19 protein-coding genes are annotated in these 16,065 nt (G+C 68.3%); 3 read left to right on the top strand and 16 right to left on the bottom strand.

The annotated features are described in order from the left end of the window. Positions 1 to 4: 4 nt before the first annotated feature. Positions 5 to 214 (bottom strand): hypothetical protein, encoded by a 210-nt coding sequence (locus CQ039_RS05900; RefSeq protein WP_105562892.1) that lies wholly within the window; start codon positions 212 to 214, stop codon positions 5 to 7. Between the two features lie 14 nt (positions 215 to 228). Further along, complete coding sequence (aceA, locus tag CQ039_RS05895; RefSeq protein ID WP_105562893.1) at positions 229 to 1,506, bottom strand: isocitrate lyase; 1,278 nt, start codon at positions 1,504 to 1,506, stop codon at positions 229 to 231. Between the two features lie 155 nt (positions 1,507 to 1,661). Here aceA and CQ039_RS05890 point away from each other — a divergent pair, with 155 nt between their 5' ends. Beyond that, positions 1,662 to 3,092 carry a short-chain fatty acyl-CoA regulator family protein gene (locus CQ039_RS05890; RefSeq protein WP_105562894.1) on the top strand — a complete coding sequence of 477 codons (1,431 nt, stop codon included), beginning with the start codon at positions 1,662 to 1,664 and terminating at the stop codon, positions 3,090 to 3,092. A gap of 131 nt (positions 3,093 to 3,223) precedes the next feature. Here CQ039_RS05890 and CQ039_RS05885 read toward each other — a convergent pair whose 3' ends face one another. The 3 genes from CQ039_RS05885 to CQ039_RS05875 form a co-directional block, all read right to left on the bottom strand. Further along, a complete protein-coding gene (locus CQ039_RS05885) occupies positions 3,224 to 4,057 on the bottom strand; it encodes a universal stress protein (RefSeq protein ID WP_105562895.1) in 834 nt (277 codons plus the stop codon). Positions 4,058 to 4,134: 77 nt separating this feature from the next. Continuing rightward, the gene (locus tag CQ039_RS05880) at positions 4,135 to 5,571 is read right to left on the bottom strand and encodes a hypothetical protein (RefSeq protein ID WP_105562989.1); all 1,437 of its coding nucleotides are present in this window, start codon (positions 5,569 to 5,571) and stop codon (positions 4,135 to 4,137) included. A 68-nt stretch (positions 5,572 to 5,639) separates the two neighbouring features. After that, positions 5,640 to 6,629: a WYL domain-containing protein gene (locus CQ039_RS05875; protein WP_233190170.1), complete on the bottom strand. Its 990-nt coding sequence runs from the start codon at positions 6,627 to 6,629 to the stop codon at positions 5,640 to 5,642. A gap of 93 nt (positions 6,630 to 6,722) precedes the next feature. Between CQ039_RS05875 and CQ039_RS05870 the strand changes: the two genes are divergently transcribed. Then, positions 6,723 to 6,965: a hypothetical protein gene (locus CQ039_RS05870; protein ID WP_105562896.1), complete on the top strand. Its 243-nt coding sequence runs from the start codon at positions 6,723 to 6,725 to the stop codon at positions 6,963 to 6,965. A gap of 93 nt (positions 6,966 to 7,058) precedes the next feature. Then, entirely contained in the window at positions 7,059 to 7,637 is a 579-nt protein-coding gene (locus CQ039_RS05865; protein WP_105562897.1) for an HdeD family acid-resistance protein, read from the top strand. Here CQ039_RS05865 and CQ039_RS05860 read toward each other — a convergent pair. The 11 genes from CQ039_RS05860 to CQ039_RS16810 form a co-directional block, all read right to left on the bottom strand. After that, positions 7,615 to 9,084, bottom strand: a complete 1,470-nt coding sequence (locus CQ039_RS05860) for an amidohydrolase family protein (RefSeq protein ID WP_105562991.1) — start codon at positions 9,082 to 9,084, stop codon at positions 7,615 to 7,617. The genes CQ039_RS05865 and CQ039_RS05860 overlap by 23 nt on opposite strands. A 41-nt stretch (positions 9,085 to 9,125) precedes the next feature. Next, complete coding sequence (locus CQ039_RS05855; protein WP_105562898.1) at positions 9,126 to 9,539, bottom strand: DUF1801 domain-containing protein; 414 nt, start codon at positions 9,537 to 9,539, stop codon at positions 9,126 to 9,128. After that, on the bottom strand, positions 9,532 to 9,942 hold the full coding sequence (locus CQ039_RS05850) for a cupin domain-containing protein (RefSeq protein ID WP_105562899.1): 411 nt from the start codon (positions 9,940 to 9,942) through the stop codon (positions 9,532 to 9,534). Before CQ039_RS05850 ends, CQ039_RS05855 begins: the two co-directional genes overlap by 8 nt. A gap of 52 nt (positions 9,943 to 9,994) precedes the next feature. Beyond that, on the bottom strand, positions 9,995 to 10,438 hold the full coding sequence (locus CQ039_RS05845) for a hypothetical protein (RefSeq protein WP_105562900.1): 444 nt from the start codon (positions 10,436 to 10,438) through the stop codon (positions 9,995 to 9,997). Then, complete coding sequence (locus CQ039_RS05840) at positions 10,435 to 11,856, bottom strand: NAD(P)(+) transhydrogenase (Re/Si-specific) subunit beta (protein ID WP_105562901.1); 1,422 nt, start codon at positions 11,854 to 11,856, stop codon at positions 10,435 to 10,437. Before CQ039_RS05840 ends, CQ039_RS05845 begins: the two co-directional genes overlap by 4 nt. A gap of 42 nt (positions 11,857 to 11,898) precedes the next feature. Further along, positions 11,899 to 12,276 carry a hypothetical protein gene (locus CQ039_RS05835; protein WP_105562902.1) on the bottom strand — a complete coding sequence of 126 codons (378 nt, stop codon included), beginning with the start codon at positions 12,274 to 12,276 and terminating at the stop codon, positions 11,899 to 11,901. An 11-nt stretch (positions 12,277 to 12,287) separates the two neighbouring features. Further along, entirely contained in the window at positions 12,288 to 12,572 is a 285-nt protein-coding gene (locus CQ039_RS05830; RefSeq protein WP_105562903.1) for a hypothetical protein, read from the bottom strand. Continuing rightward, on the bottom strand, positions 12,569 to 12,895 hold the full coding sequence (locus tag CQ039_RS05825; RefSeq protein WP_105562904.1) for an NAD(P) transhydrogenase subunit alpha: 327 nt from the start codon (positions 12,893 to 12,895) through the stop codon (positions 12,569 to 12,571). The genes CQ039_RS05830 and CQ039_RS05825 overlap by 4 nt, the downstream gene beginning before the upstream one ends. Beyond that, positions 12,895 to 14,028 carry a Re/Si-specific NAD(P)(+) transhydrogenase subunit alpha gene (locus tag CQ039_RS05820; RefSeq protein ID WP_105562905.1) on the bottom strand — a complete coding sequence of 378 codons (1,134 nt, stop codon included), beginning with the start codon at positions 14,026 to 14,028 and terminating at the stop codon, positions 12,895 to 12,897. Before CQ039_RS05820 ends, CQ039_RS05825 begins: the two co-directional genes overlap by 1 nt. Before the next feature lie 230 nt (positions 14,029 to 14,258). Then, positions 14,259 to 14,507: an aa3-type cytochrome c oxidase subunit IV gene (locus CQ039_RS05815; RefSeq protein ID WP_199183616.1), complete on the bottom strand. Its 249-nt coding sequence runs from the start codon at positions 14,505 to 14,507 to the stop codon at positions 14,259 to 14,261. Between the two features lie 73 nt (positions 14,508 to 14,580). Beyond that, positions 14,581 to 15,930, bottom strand: a complete 1,350-nt coding sequence (locus CQ039_RS16810; RefSeq protein WP_233190171.1) for a serine hydrolase — start codon at positions 15,928 to 15,930, stop codon at positions 14,581 to 14,583. Between the last annotated feature and the right edge of the window lie 135 nt (positions 15,931 to 16,065).

Here is a 16,065-nt window from a genome sequence, read left to right as displayed (position 1 = left end):
CACTTTATTCGTAGCCGTGGGCGGCCTCGTTGATGACCTGGCTGGGCATGGACGAGAAGTCCACGCTCAGGGGCCGGGCGGCCTTGGCCTCAAAGGTCTTGAGCACGTGCTCCAGGCGACGGCGCACCTCGCGTTCAGCCTCGGTCGATCCATCGAGCGCCAGCGGCGCCAGGCAGAAGTCGATGATGGCTTGCGGACGGGTCATCGGTTCCATGTCTCTGTCCTTTCCTATGCGGCGTGGAACTGGGCGGTTTCGGTTGAGTCCTTCAGGGCCGTGGTCGAGGACTGGCCGTTCGAGATGACCGTGGCGACCTGATCGAAGTAGCCGGTGCCGACTTCGCGCTGGTGGCGGGTGGCGGTGTAGCCCGCCGCCTCGTTCGAGAACTCGCGCTGCTGCAGCTCGGAATAGGCCGCCATGCCCCGGTCACGATAGCCGTCGGCCAGCTCGAACATCGAGTTGTTCAGGCTGTGGAAGCCGGCCAGGGTCACGAACTGGAACTTGTAGCCCATGGCCCCCAGCTCGCGCTGGAACTTGGCGATGGTGGCGTCGTCCAGCTTGGCCTTCCAGTTGAAGGAGGGCGAGCAGTTGTAGGCCATCAGCTTGCCCGGGTGCTTCTTCTGGATCGCCTCGGCGAACTTCTTGGCGTCGTCCAGATCGGGGTGCGAGGTCTCCCACCACAGCAGGTCGGCGATGTTGGCGTAGGACAGGCCACGCGCGATGCAGTGATCCAGGCCGGTGCCTTCCTTCAGACGGAAGAAGCCCTCGGGCGTGCGGTTGTCGCGGTCGATGAAGGGCTGATCGCGCTCGTCGATGTCCGAGGTGATCAGTTGGGCGCTCTCGGCGTCGGTGCGGGCGACCGTGATGGTCGGGGTGCCCATGACGTCGGCGGCCAGACGGGCGGCGACTAGGTTGCGCTCATGCGCCTGGGTCGGGATCAGGACCTTGCCGCCCAGGTGGCCGCACTTCTTCTCCGAGGCCAGTTGGTCCTCGAAGTGAACGCCGGCAGCGCCCGCCTCGATGAAGGCCTTCATGATCTCGAAGCTGTTCAGCGGACCGCCGAAGCCGGCCTCGGCGTCGGCGACGATGGGGGCGAACCATTCCCGCTTGGCGCCGCCCTCGGCGTGCTCGATCTGATCGGCGCGTTGCAGGGTGCGGTTGATGCGGCGGCACAGTTCCGGCGCGGCGTTGGCCGGGTACAGCGACTGGTCCGGGTACATGGCCCCGGCGGTGTTGGCGTCGGCGGCGACCTGCCAGCCCGACAGATAGATCGCCTTCAGACCGGCACGGACCATCTGCATCGCCTGGTTGCCGGTGACGGCGCCCAGAGCGTTGATGAAGGGCTCGTCGTGCAGCAACTGCCACAGACGATTGGCCCCGCGCTCGGCCAGGGTGTGGGTGATCGGCACCGAGCCGCGCAGGCGCAGAACGTCCTCCGGCGTATAGGGGCGTTCGATGCCGTCGAAACGGCCAGCGGGCGAAGGAACCAGATCGGCGAAGGTCGTCATGTTCAACTCGGCTTTTGATGGGCGCGGCAGCAGCCGCCGTCACCGAAACCAGAACACGTCGCCGTCATGATTGACACATCACAAACAGAACCATTCAAGTCAAACAGTCACATCATGACACTTGCCATTCAGTCATATCGTGACATCATCGCGTCATGAACGCCGCCGCTGATCGCAAACTCTTCCTCGGCGGCCGCCTGAAGCGGCTGCGGCGCGACCTGGGCCTGTCGCAGACGGCGATGGCGGGGGATCTGGGCGTCTCGCCCTCCTATCTGAACCATATCGAGCGCAATCAGCGCCCCGTCTCGGCCCAGTTGCTGCTGCGTCTGGCCGAGACCTATGACGTGGACCTGCGCAACCTCGGCCAGTCCGGCGGCCCGGCCTCTGAGGCCGAACTGGCCGAAGCCTTCGCCGACCCCCTGTTTCAGGGTCTGGCCGTGCCGCGCCACGAGATCGTGCAACTGGCCGAGGATCAGCCCGCCGCCGCCGACGCCATCCTGAGGCTCTACCGCGCCTTCTCCGACCGCCGCGTGCGCGACCGGGCCGAGGCCGAGGTCGCCGGCGCCGCCTCCCCCGCCGACAACCCGTCCGAATGGGTGCGCGAATACATCCAGAGCCGCCACAACCACGTCCCGGAGCTCGACGCCCTGGGCGAGGCTCTGCACGACGCCCTGAAGGCCGAGGCCCCGTCGCCGGACGAGAGCTTCGAGGCCCTGGCCCGCGCGCGGCTGTTCGCGCGGCACGGCCTGACGGTGCGCACCCTGCCCGCCGAGGTCATGGTCGAATGGACCCGCCGCTTTGATCCCCACCGGAGGCGGCTGCTGCTGTCCGATACGCTGGGTCCGTCGTCGCGCGCCTTCGCCGTCGCCAGCCAGCTGGCCCTGATGGAGCATGGGCCTGAGCTTCAGGCCCTGACCGAGGCGGCCAATGCGCCCGACGCCCCGACCCGCAACCTGCTGAAGACCTCCCTGACCAACAGTCTGGCCGCCGCCATCCTGATGCCCTACGCCGCCTTCCAGCGCACGGCGGAAGAGACCGGCTACGACCTGGCCCGGCTGCAGGCCCGCTTCGGCGTCGGCTTCGAGCAGGCGGCGCACCGGCTGACCACCCTGTCCCGCCCCACGGCGCGCGGCGTGCCCTTCTTCCTGATGCGGGTCGATCAGGCGGGGAATGTGTCCAAGCGCTACGCCTCGGGCGCCTTTCCCTTCTCACGCTTTGGCGGGGCCTGCCCGCGCTGGCGGTTGCACTCGGCCTTCCGCACGCCAGGCCGCATCGTCACCCAGATCATCGAGACTCCAGACGGATCACGGTGGTTCACCCTGGCCCGCACCGTCGACCGTCAGGGCCAGGACGCCTTCACCGAAGGTCAGGACCTGGCCATCGGTCTAGGCTGCGAGCTGAAACACGCCCACCGCCTGATCTATGCGCGCGGCCTCGACCTGCAAAAGCCGGAGGTCACGCCCATCGGCCCGGCCTGCCGCCTGTGCGAACGCCATCCCTGCGCCGAACGCGCCGCCCCGCCGGTCGGGCGGGCGCTGACGGTGGACGACTGGTCGAAGTCGGTCAGTCCGTATCCGTTTGCGTAAATGCCCTTCTCCCCTTGTGGGAGAAGGTGGCCGAGCGGAGCGAGGTCGGATGAGGGTCTCTCAACCGACGCAAAACCCCTCATCCGTCAGGCTTCGCCTGCCACCTTCTCCCGCAAGGGGAGAGGGATCAGCTAGTGCGCCAGCAGGAGCGCCACCGGGCTCTCGGTGATCAGGGTCTGGGTCACCCCGCCGAATATCCACTGGCGCATCCGGGCGTGGCCCCAGGCGCCGCTGACGATGGCGCCGGCCTTCATCTCGGCGGCGCAGTCCAGCAGGCGGCGGCCGGCCGCGCGGTCGTCGTGGGCGCGGGCGTCGGCCTCGGCCCTGACGCCGTGACGGTTCAGCCAGGTCGCCACGTCGGCGGTGCGCAGCCGGGCGCCGTCCAGGTCCTCGGGATCGCACAGCTCCAGCACCCGCACGCTGTCGGCCTCGCGCAACAGTGGGATGGCGGCGACCGCAGCCAGCCGGCTCTCTCGGCTGTCGGTCCAGGCGAGCAGCACCGGAGCGCCGACCACCGGCCGCGCCGGATTGGGCGGCACAATCAGGACCGAGCGCCCGGCCCGCATGGTCAGGTCTGACGGAATGGGCGCCCGCCAGCCGCTGGCGTTGGCGGAGTCTCGCCCGACGATCAGAACGTCGGCGGCACGGGCGTGTTTGACCAGAAGGCTGGTGGGGTCGCCCACATCGGCGCGCCATTCGCACGATAGGCCCGCCTTGGTGGCGATCTCGCGAAAGCGTTCCTCGGCGCCCTTCAGCGCGCTCTCGGCCCGCTCATGCTGGGCCGTCATCACCTCGCCCATAAGGATGCCCGCCCCATAGGCGTCCGCCATCGGCGTCTCGGGCGCACAGGCCGACACCCCGATCAGATGAGCGCCGTGGGCCTTGGCCAGGACGGCGGCCTGCTCGATCCTCTGGGCGTTGTCAGGCTCGTCATCGACATAGACGATCAGGCTGGACCAGGTCATCGCGACCTCCTCTCGTTCCAGATCGATAGAACGCCTGAGCCGAGGTTCGGTCCTTGATCCCGATCAAATAACAGCAATCAGATCAGCACGACCTTGCCATTCTCGACCCGGTGCGGAACGCCGGTCTTGCGGAACAGGCTGGCGATCTCGGCCGCCGGATCGGTCGCCCCCTGATCCAGCATCCGCTCCATGGTCTGCGCCAACGTCGGGTCGCCCGAGACGCGCGTCAGGGCGTCCAGCCATTCGGCGCGGCTCAGGACCCCGTCCTTGCGGTTGGCCGCCAGAACGGGGCGCAGGAAGTCGAACCAGTCGCCGCCGTCGCGCCGCTTCTGCGCGCCCTCCGCCGTCAGGGCGAACACGGCGCCGCAGGCGTAGTAGGCCCGATGCTCGCCGCGCTCGCCCGCCTCGGCCACAGGCTTGTTGCGGCTCAGGTCGATGCAGTCGTCCACCTCGGTCTGCAGTTCGGCGCGGGCGTCATAGGCCGGATCCAGCGCCTTGAAGCCGCGCACCGCCATAAGGTCGGCTCCGCCCTCGGTGATCCAGGCGTCGCGGGCGAACTGGTAGCGCACCGCCTGACCCAGCCAGAAGTGCGCGCTTTCGTGACCGATGAACCAGCGCGAACGTTCCATCACCTCCTGGCTGGGGTTGAGCACGCCGACGCCCTCGAATTTCATGACGATCAGGCCGGGCAGGACGCTGCCGCCCATGCTGGACAGGCGCGCGGTCGGGCCGTTCCAACTGACCATGACGGTCGAAGCCTCGCTGCCTACGCCGGGCGGGCCGAGGCGGCGGAGGTAGTAGTCGTCGATGCGCGGGGCGAAGCTGCGGATCTCCTCGCCGATCCAGGGCGGCAGGTTGGGGTCGATGACCGTCGTCAGCCCTTCGCTGGGCGTCACCCGCGCCTGCCCCAGCAGGACGTAGGAACGCTCGGTCGTGGTGGTCAGGGTCGCGCGACGCTCGCCGTTGAACAGCACCGGTCCTGCTGTGTCGCGCCAGGTGACAGCGGACGGCCCGCCCTCCAGATCGACGCCGTTCAGGTCGGCGGGCATGGCCTCGGCCGCCGTGACGGACGGCAGGGCGAAGACGTCGAACTGACGTGTCGGCAGGGCGACCGCCCCGTCAGAGAAGGTCAGGGCGCCGTATTCGGCCTCCAGCTCCACCCCCTTGGGCCGGATCGAGAAGCGGACACGGCTCGGAACGGGCCCTCCGCCCGCGCTGCGGATGACGTCATAGTGGCCGCGCCGCTCCATCACGACGCCGGGCGTCTCGAGCGTCCACTGCGTCGGTCGCCAAGGCTGGCGCCCATCGGCCATCAGGGCCGAGTCCATAAAGGCCCAGACCGGCGCCGCGCGATGGAAGACGTAGTCGACAGTCCAACGGTCGCCGTCGCGCACGACCTCGACGCTCGGCGCGGCCCGCGCGTCCCAGGTCCCCGGCGGCAGGGGCGCCGCGGCGCATGCGCCCAGCAGGGCGGCGGCCAGAACGGTCGAGGCGGCGAGGGCTTTCAGACGCAAGACGACGGACTCCATACGGTTCAGCTCGAACATAGCCACGACCGGCGCGGCGTCAGCTTACCGATTGCTCAGGATTGCGCCCGCGACAGGGCGCGGGCAGCTGCAGCCAACTCTCCGGCCATGACCGCCTTCAGCCGCTGCGGCGCCTCGATGGTCGCCTGGTCACCCCAGGTGAAGAGGTGCCAGGCCAGTTCGCGCATCCCCGAGGCGCGGAACCGAACCAGGACCGAACCGTCCGCCTGATCCTCAATGGCCTGGGTCGGGTGCCAGCGCCAGCCGCGCGCCTCGGCCGCGCCCTCGGGGGCGATGCGCAGCACCACCTCCTCGATCTCGTCCTGATAGATGCCGAAGGACTGGCTGGCGAAGGCGGCCAGGTCGAAGTCGGCGGGCGGACGCGCCGTCCCCTCGCCCGCCTCGACCGAGCTCATGCGATCCAGACGGAAGGTCTGAATGCGTCCGCTCTCACGATCCGCGGCCACCAGATAGTTGGCGCGCCCAAACATCAGGCCGCACGGGGCCACGCTGCGACTGCGCGCCTCGGCCCCCGGTCGGGCGTAGATGAAGCTGAGGGGCCGTTCGGCCAGGACCGCGCCGCGGATTTCAGCCAGGACCGTCTCATCGGCTGTGGGTCGCGGCCCGGCCTGGACGGCGATGGTCTCGGCCCGGACCAGGGCCTCCAGATCGGGGGCCATGCGGTTCAGGGTGGTCGAGCGCATGGCCGCCTTGACCTTGCGCTCCAGCCCCTCCAGCGCCGCCGCCCGCGCCGGTTCGCCCGCCGCGCGCAGGGCCGCCGCCGCCTTGGTCAGTTCCAGCATCTCGGTCGCGGTCGGGGCCTGTTCAAAGGCGGACAGACCGCCGCGAATACGCCAGCGCTTGCTGGGCGGATCGCTGATCTCCTCGACCTGCGGGAACAGCATCAGGACGGCGTCGCGCATCCGCTCGGCCGTGCGTCGCCCGACCCGCAGTTGCCCCGCCATCTCGTTCAGCGTCAGCCCCTCGGCGCTGGCCGCCATGCCGCGCGCCAGATCGATGACCATCGCCGCCTTGTCGTGCCTCAAGAAACTTCTCCACAGCCATACGTCCGAAACTGACGCAATGCTGTCGCATCCTCTCACCATCAGCAAGAGGCAATCGCTTCAGGAGATCACGACATGGCCTTCGCCCGCACCCCGACGGTTCAAAAGCCCGCCAAGAAGACCTTCGCCGATCGCTACATGATCGTGCCGTGCGAGGCCGAGGGCGATCTGGCCGTCATCTGGGACCGCCAGGAAGAACAGGTGGTGGATGTCATCTCCGCCTCGGCCAGCAGCCGCTATTCCGACGAGGACGTTTTGTGGGACGAGTTTCATGCGCCCGCCGCTGCCGCTCATGCTGACTGGCGCATGGCGGCCTGACACGTTCAATGTCACATTTTAGCCCCATTTCAGGAACCCCGCCGGTCACCTGACGTTGGCCAAGCGTGACCATCAACACGCAAGGGGGTTCCCGTGTCTTCGTCCCATACCGCCGCGCCTTCGCTGGAAGGCTTCGTCAAATCCGCCCTGCACCGTTCCTGGTGGCTGCTGTTGTTACGCGGGATCATCGCCGTCGCCTTCGGCGTCGCCACCTTCGTCTGGCCGGGGATCAGCCTGGTCAGCCTGGTCCTCGTCTATGGCATCTATGCCGTGGCGGACGGAATCCTGGCCCTGATCGCGGCCATTCGCGGCGGCGGCGTCGCCCCGCGCTGGTGGCTGGCGCTTGGCGGGATCGCCAGCCTGATCGCCGGGGGACTGGCCTTTGCCTGGCCGGGGCTGACGGCCCTGGTCCTGGTCTATCTGATCGGCTTCTGGTCGATCATGCGCGGCGTGCTGGAAATCGTCGGCGCCATCCGGCTGAGGAAGGAGATCCCCAACGAATGGTCCCTGGGCCTGGCCGGAGCCCTGTCGGTCATCTTCGGCCTGATCCTGGTCTTCGCACCGGGCGCGGGGGCCATGGGCCTGCTGTGGCTGATCGCGGCCTGGGCCGTGCTGTTCGGCCTGCTGCTGATCTGGGTCGCCTTCAGGGTCAGGAAGCTGGCGAAGGCGTAAAGGCCGCGTTGCGCGCCGTGACGCGGGCGCGGATGTCGCCGCGCATCCGCTCCAGCTCGCCCGCGTCGATCAGACGACCGCGCAGCACCACGTCGGCGATGCGACGCGTCGCCGACACGTCGGCCAGGGGGTCGGCCTCCAGCACCAGCAGATCAGCCGACTTGCCCGCCGCTACGGCGCCATAGCGCGCGCCCTGGTTCAGGAAACGCGGCCCGTCCACGACCGAGCCCATTAGGGCCTCGCGCGGCGTCAGGCCTAGCTTCACGTAAAGCTCCAGCTCGTCGTGCAGCGAGAAGCCGGGGTAGTTGAACGAGTTGAGGAAGCCCGCGTCCGTCCCGGTCAGGATGACCACGCCCGCGTCACGCAGCATGGGCAGGGTGCGGGCGGTCACGTCCTTGACGAAGTGGCGGTCGGCCACCTGCTGCGGCGTCGCCTTGGCCGCGCGCTCGACACGCCAGCCATAGGTGGCGCGGATGCCCGGCCCGACATAGGCCAGGCCGGCGTCGTGCGAGTGGTCGTCCAGATCGAGGTTGGCCAGCGTGGTCGAACCATAGAGGGTCGGCGACACCGCCGTGCCCAGCGCCCTCAGCCGCGCATAGACCCGCCGCGCCGTCTCGACGTCAAAGGTGTCGGCGTAGCGCCGCATGGTCTGGGCATAGGTGTACTTGCCCGCCAGATAGTCGGCGGCGATGGCCGCCTCGTCCTTCGAGCCGGCCTTCATGGCGTAGTCGAGGTGTTCGATCGACGACAGGCCGGCCTCGGCGGCCTCCAGAACGGTGATGCTGGCCGGGATGTGGGCCGAGGTCTTCATGCCCCGCTTCGTCGCCTCGCGCACGGCGTAGAGGAAGAGCTCGGGCGTCAGGGTATTGTCGGTGATCTTGACGAAGTCGACGCGCAGGGCCTGCAGACGGTCCAGGGCGGCGTCCACGTCGGCCTCGCTACCCGTCTCGATCACACCCTTCCAGACGGGGGCTATGCCCTCGATTTTGGGGCCGGAGGTGAAGATGCGGGGGCTGTCGGGGGTCGGCGGGGCGTCGCGCCAGTCCAGCACCTGCTGCGCCAGATCGCCCGCCGCGTCGCGGACCGCAACCACGCCGTTGACGACATAGAGGGGCATCAGCTCTGCGTTTTCCTCGATCAGGGCCTCGCCTCCGCCGAAGTGAACGTGCATGTCCCACAGGCCCGGCATCACATAGCGGTCGCCCAGGTCCTGCGTCCGCGTGGCGCGATAACGGCTGGCCTCGCCCTCGGGCAGGACAGCGACGATGTCCCCGCCGCGCACAGCCACCAATTGATCGGGGGTGCTCGTCCCCTTCTCGACGTCGACCACCGTGGCCGAGGTCAGCAACAGATCGACCGCCTCCACCGGGGTTTCAACGGCCGTCAGCGGCGCCGTGGCGCAGGCGGACAACAGGGCGGCGGCGGCGGCGATCAGGAAGGTGCGCATGGCCATCCGCTATACGCGGCTCCGCGCGCGTCGCAAGCGGATCAGGGATAGCGGCGGTTCATCTCGTCCCGGCTGGCGATGCAGAGGTCGCGAAGGACGGCCATGTCCACCTGATCCAGACGCTTGATGTAGAGGCAGGCCACACTGGTCGTATGCGGCCCCAGACGCTTCAGCATCGCCTCCGTCTCCGGCGTCGAGGCCAGATAGAGGGTCAGGGCCGCCTTGCGCGGCGAAAAGCCCATGCGCGGCCAGTCGGCGGGCTTCTTGCTCGTGTTAACGTAGGTATAGCGGCCGAAACCGACGATGGACGGCCCCCACATGACCGGCGCCTCGCCCGTAACCTCCTGCATCAGGGCGCACAGGATGCGGCCCTCCTCACGCCGCCGCGCCGGTTCGGCCGCAGCAAGAAAATCCTCGACCGAGGCGTCGGTCGGCTGGGTCTTGGGCTCAGACATGGGGGGCCTCCACCGCTTCGATCGCCAGGCCCGGCGCCGTCGAACAGGCGGCCAGGCTCCAGTCGCCCTGACTGCGCATCCGCCGCCAGGCCCCGGCGGGCGCGGCGATCTGCGGCTGATCCGGTCCCAGCACCAAGGGCCTCAAGCCCTGATCGGTGACGATCTCAAGCGTCAGCGGCGCCCCCATGTAAAAGGCCCAGATCTCGGTCGCCTCGACCGGGCGCCAGTCGTCAACGTCATCCGCCGTCAGCAAACGATAGACCGTCTCGGCTTCAGAGCCGCAGGCCGCCAGCCCCGGATCGCGCACCATGGACCGAAAATGCCCGCCCTCGGGATGGGGGCTGAGCGACAGGTTCGCGATGATCTCGTCCGCGCTGAACACGATCTCCCCCTCCTCCGTCATGGCCGCCCCGTTACTGGTTTCAGGGTCTTGATGGCGGTGTTCGCGGCGGGACTCAACGGCCAGGGACGAAAGGCGGCGCGGGCCGCCACTGACCCTTCTCAAAGACGAAGTCGTCGCCGCCGCGCCAGGGGACGCGGCTCAGCGGTCCGCCGGTCAGACCGTAGCCGACGACGGCGTAGCGCACGCCGGGCTTTAGCGCTGCTGGCGCCACCGTCGTCTCGAAGCCCTCGGGCGCCTCGCCATAGACGACCTGCCTCAGGTCGCGACACTCGCGGCCTCGCGCCTCGATAGACCAGACCGGCCGCATCATGGCGTCGGACAGCTCAAGCACAGCTAGGCCGCCGAGGCAGGCCTTCTCGGGCTTCGCAGGGTCAACGCCGAAGCTCGCCATCGGCTGCTCCAGAGAGCCGCTGATGCGCACCGGGATCATAGCCGAACAGGCCGCGACCGAGGCCACCAGCAGCAGGGCGAGACCAGATCGGACCCTCAGCCTCACAGCGCCTTCACGATCCCCTCGACCATCTTCTTGGCGTCGGCGAACAGCATCATGGTGTTGTCGCGGAAGAAGAGCTCGTTCTCGACGCCGGCGTAGCCCGCCGCCATGCCGCGCTTGATGAAGAGGACCGTGCCGGCCTTCTCCACGTCCAGCACCGGCATGCCGTAGATGGGCGATTGCGGGTCGGTCTTGGCGGCGGGGTTGGTGACGTCGTTGGCGCCGATGACGAAGGCCACGTCGGCCGAGCTGAACTCGGAGTTGATGTCCTCCAACTCGAACACCTCGTCATAGGGAACATTGGCTTCGGCCAGCAGAACGTTCATGTGGCCCGGCATCCGGCCCGCGACGGGGTGGATGGCGTACTTCACCTCGACGCCCTCCTCCTTCAGCTTGTCGGCCATTTCGCGCAGCGCGTGCTGGGCCTGGGCCACCGCCATGCCGTAGCCGGGGACGATGATGACCTTGGACGCGTTCTTCATGATGAAGGCGGCGTCCTCGGCCGAGCCCTGCTTGACGGGGCGGGTCTCGACCGCGCCCGAGCCGCCAGCCGCCGCCGCGTCCCCGCCGCCGAAGCCGCCCAGAATGACGCTGATGAAGCTGCGGTTCATGCCCTTGCACATGATGTAGCTGAGGATGGCGCCCGACGACCCGACCAGGGCGCCCGTGATGATCAGGGCGATGTTCTCCAGCGTGAAGCCGAGCGCCGCTGCGGCCCAGCCGGAATAGGAGTTCAGCATCGACACCACGACGGGCATGTCAGCGCCGCCGATGGGGATGATCAGGGTCGCACCCAGAATGAGCGCGATGGCGAACACGCCCCAGAAGGCCCAGATGGCCGTGCCGCCGGTGCCGATCAGGACGCCGATCAGGAAGACCAGACCCAGGGCCAGGCCGATGTTGATCAGATGCCGCGCCGGCAGGATGATGGGCGATCCGCTCATCCGACCGTCCAGCTTGGCGAAGGCGATGACCGATCCCGTGAAGGTGATGGCCCCGATGGCGACGCCGAGGCTCAGCTCGACGATCGACAGGGTCTTGATGCCGCCCTCAGCCGTCATGATGCCAAAGGCGTCAGGGGCATAGACGGCGCCGACCGCCACCAGACAGGCGGCCAGACCGACCAGGGAGTGGAAGGCCGCGACCAGTTGCGGCATGGCCGTCATCGGCACCCGCTTGGCGATCAGGGTGCCCGCGCCGCCGCCGACCACGACGCCGCCGCCGATCAGGGCCAGCGTCATCATATCCAGCGCGCCGGAGGTCCCCAGCGTCAGCAGGGTCACGCCGACGGCCAGAGCCATGCCGATCATGCCGAGCGTATTGCCCCGGCGGCTGGTCTCGGGGCTGGACAAGCCCCTGAGCGAGAGGATGAACAGGACCCCCGCGACCAGATAGGCCAGCGCGGCTATGGATGCGTTCATCAGATCCCCTCCCCCAGGGTCATGTCAGTCGGTCATTTCAGATCAGAAGACGTTGACGACGGCCGGTGCGGCCGGGTCGTTGGTGCCGGCGGCGGTCGCCACCCCGTTTTTGACGACAGCGACGCCGACGCCGCCCTGGCCGCCCGTCTTGGTCACGCGGCAGCTGCCGTTGTCGCTGGGCAGGCGTCCGGCCATGTGGCCCGTGCCGGTATGGTTGATGCGGTTCATGTGGATGCCGCGGATGGTGACCGGCGCGAACTGGCATTGCAGCGCCCAGGTCGCGCCCTGCGGCGCGGCGACGGACCAGTGCAGGCCGCCGTAAGGGTTCTGGCCGACCTCTTCGGTCTTCTGGGCCGAGGCGGCGCCCGAGGCGGCGACGGCGGCGGTCAGGACGGCGGCGAAAATCAGGGTGGTTTTCATCACGATTACTCTTAGCGTTTGGTCAGGCTTTGGGTGCGGGACAGTCGCCACAGAGCGGCGGCGATGAACAGCGGTCCCAGGAATATCATGGCCCAGTCGAAGACGGTCATCTCGCGGTCCTGGATGACGATGCGGGTCAGCACAGCGGCGAAGACCAGCACCACGCCGCAGTCCTGAAACCGCAGCTTGCCTATAGGGTCCTTCACCCGCACCCAGCTCCAGATCCACAGGGCCACGCCCAGACCGGTGACGGCCCAGGAGACATAGAAAGCAAACAGGACAGGCGAGAAAATCACGAGGCCTTGGGCCTTTCCTTCTTCTTGTACATGGCCAGCATCCGTCGCGTGACCATGAAGCCGCCGAAGATGTTGACGCTGGCCAGGGTCACGGCGACCACGCCCGCCCCCTTGGCGATCCAGGCGTTCGGCCCAGCCGCTTCGGGGCTGAGCGCCGCCGCGGCGATCAGACCGCCGACGATGATGACGCTGGAAATGGCGTTGGTCACGGCCATCAGCGGCGTGTGCAGGGCGGGCGTCACGCTCCACACCACATAATAGCCGACGAAGATGGCCAGCACGAAGATGGCCAGGCGGAAGACGGTGGGATCGACGTGTTCCATCAGCCCTTCACTCCTTCATGTACGACGGCCCCGCCATGCGTTACGACAGCGGCCTTGAGGATTTCGTCGTCCAGATCCAGCGTCACCGCGCCGTCCTTGAGCATCAACCCAACGAAGGCGGCGAGGTTGCGGGCGTAGAGGGCGCTGGCGTCGGCGGCGATCCGGCCCGGCAGGTTGGTGTAGCCGACGATGGACACGCCGTTCGCCGTGGTCACGACCTCGCCCGCCTTGGCGCCAGCGACATTGCCGCCCGCCTCGACCGCCAGATCGATCAGGACCGAGCCCGGCTTCATCGAGGCCACCTGTTCGGCGCTGACCAGCACCGGCGCCGCGCGGCCGGGGATCAGGGCGGTGGTGATGACGATGTCCTGTTTCTTGATGTGTTCGCCGGTCAGGACGGCCTGCTTGGCCTGGTATTCCGGCGACATGGGCTTGGCGTAGCCGCCTGCCGTCTGGGCGTTCTTGAACTCGTCGTCCTCGACCGCCAGGAACTTGGCGCCCAGGCTCTCGACCTGTTCCTTGGTGGCCGGGCGCACGTCGGTGGCGGTGACCACCGCCCCCAGACGCCGGGCCGTGGCGATGGCCTGCAGCCCCGCCACGCCGACGCCCATGACAAAGACCTTGGCCGGAGCGACCGTGCCCGCCGCCGTCATCATCATCGGAAAGCCCTTGCCAAAGGCATAGGCCGCCTCGATCACCGCGCGATAGCCGGCCAGATTGGCTTGGGACGACAGCACGTCCATGACCTGGGCGCGGGTGATGCGCGGCACGAATTCCATGGCGAAGGCGGTGGCGTTGGCGCCCTTCAGCGCCTCGACCGCAGCCTTCTCGCGATAGGCGTCCAGCATGGCGATGACGATGGCGCCAGGCTTCAACGCGGCCGTCTCCTGCGCCGTCGGGCCGCGCACCTTCAGCACGATGTCGGCGCCGTCCAGCACCGCACGGGTGTCGGGCTTCACCATGGCCCCGGCCTCGGCGTAGTCGGCGTCAGGAATGGACGAGCCGATGCCCGTCCCGGCCTCGACCGAGACGGTCGCGCCCAGGGCGATCAGCTTCTTCACCGTCTCCGGCGTTACAGCGCAGCGCGTTTCGCCTTCACGGCGCTCGCGGGTCACGGCGATGGCGACAGCCAAGCGAATCCCTCCCAAGTCCCCCAGAGCCAGAACGTTAGGACGAAGCAGAAGGGCGCGTCAAAGCCGAAATTGCTGCAACTGCGTAATTTCCTTGCGCCGAACCCTGATCAAGCGACGATCAAAGGCAAAATCTTGCCGCACCGCTGCACAACCCTCAAAAGAAAAGCCCGCCGAGCGCGGAGCTCGACGGGCTTTTCGAATGTCGCAACGCCGCAAGCGCGGCGCGAAACTCAGTGGGCGGGCTTGGAGCGCAGGGCGAAGAAGCCGGCGGCGAACACCACCACGCCGCTAATCGCGCCGGCGACGAAGCCCGCGCCCACGGCGAACCAGACCGTCAGCACGACCAGGATGGCGGCCGTCGCCAGCGAGCCCCACTTGGACAGGAAGAGGAACAGATGCCAGGTCGAAACCTGTTCCGAGATTTCCATCGAGCCGTGCACGTAGGCGTGTTCGGCGTTGTCTGCGTGCTGGTCGGCCATTCAGGTCTTCCGAAAAGAGTCGAGATTTCGACGGCTCTTATAGCGGTCAGGGCGCGGCGCTCAAGGCCCCGCCTCAATCAAGCGCCGCCAGAACGTCGCGAGCGAAGGCGGCGACATCGAAACCCTTGCCCGCCGGGTCCTCGCCGCGCCGCACGATGACCACGTTGCGACTGGGCACGATCACCACATACTGCCCACGATTGCCTAAGGCGGCGAAGGCGTCGGCGGGCACGCCTTCGGAACGGTTCATCACCCAGAAGGTCGCGCCATAGCCGAACGCCCCGGTCGGCGGCTGCGGCCCTGACGGCGTCGAAACGAAGGTCCGCCAGCCCTCAGGCAGGATACGCTGCCCCTCCCACACCCCGTCCTGAACATAGAGCTGGCCAAGGTGGGCCAGGTCGCGCGCCGTGGTCCAGACCTGGCTCGACAGGATGTAGTTCCCGCGCCAGTCGGTCTCGGCGAAGGTATGGGTCATGCCCAGCCGGTCGAACAGTTCGGCGGGCGGATGGGCCTCGAACGTCGGCGCGATGGCCAGGGTCGCCAGCAGGGTGTCGTTGTTGGCGTAGCGATAGGTCGAGCCGACCGGCGCCAGCAGAGGCCAACCCGGCGCCTGCTCGTCCACGGCGGTCCCGCCGAAGTAGAGGGCGTCGGTGCGGTTGCCCGCCGCGTCGCTGGTCAGGCCCGACGCCATCCGCATCAAGCTCTCCAGGGTGATGGCGCCGCGCGGATCGCCCTCACCTCGCCAGTTGGCGATGGCCGCCGGGGCCTTCACATCGACCTCGCCGCGCTGCACCGCCGCCCCGATCAGGGTCCCCGCCAGGCTCTTGGCCACCGACCAGGTGCGCTGAGGCGTGTTGGGGCCAAAGTCGGCGGCGTATTTCTCGGCGACGACGCGGCCGTTCTGCATCACCACCACGCCGGTGGTGTTAGTTCCCACGCCGAAGCCCTCGATGAAGGCGCGATCGACCGCGCCGGTCAGGGCCGCCGCATCGCCCTGCACCGGTGCTGTCGCCAAGGGCGGCGCCGAGGTCCGGCGCACCTGCGGCGCCCGGGCCGGGGCTCCGCCGACGACATAGCCCATAGGCTCGATGACGCAGCCGCGCCCCGGCGTATAGGTGGCGATGCGCGGCGGCGCGACCGCGTCCCAGGCGACCGAGACGACGTCGCCCGCCATCTCGACCGGCATGGCGCCGACCAGGGATTGAAGCTCGGGATAGATGCCGACCAGTTCATTGGCCTCAACGCTGGCCGGGGTGCGGCTCGCCCCAGCTTCGCGCGCCGTATGGACAGCGCTGCAGACGGTCAGGGCCTTGTAGCCCGCCGCCAGGGCGCGATGGTTGGCGGTCGGCGGGGTTTGGGCCAGCGCCGCCGTCGGTAGGGCGAAAACGGCGGCGAGGATGAGGGCGCGGCAGGCGTGTTTCATACCGCCACGCTTTACGCTGGCCCGGCGCCTGTCAACGGCGAGAGCTCTTCCTTCTCCCCTTGCGGGAGAAGGTAGCAGGCGAAGCCTGACGGATGAGGGGTCGCGCGCACGCTCATCGCCCATCCCGATCAAAGG

Source organism: Brevundimonas sp. MYb52 (genome assembly GCF_002979535.1).
Classification (GTDB): domain Bacteria; phylum Pseudomonadota; class Alphaproteobacteria; order Caulobacterales; family Caulobacteraceae; genus Brevundimonas.
This window is presented reverse-complemented; position numbering and strand designations above follow the sequence as displayed.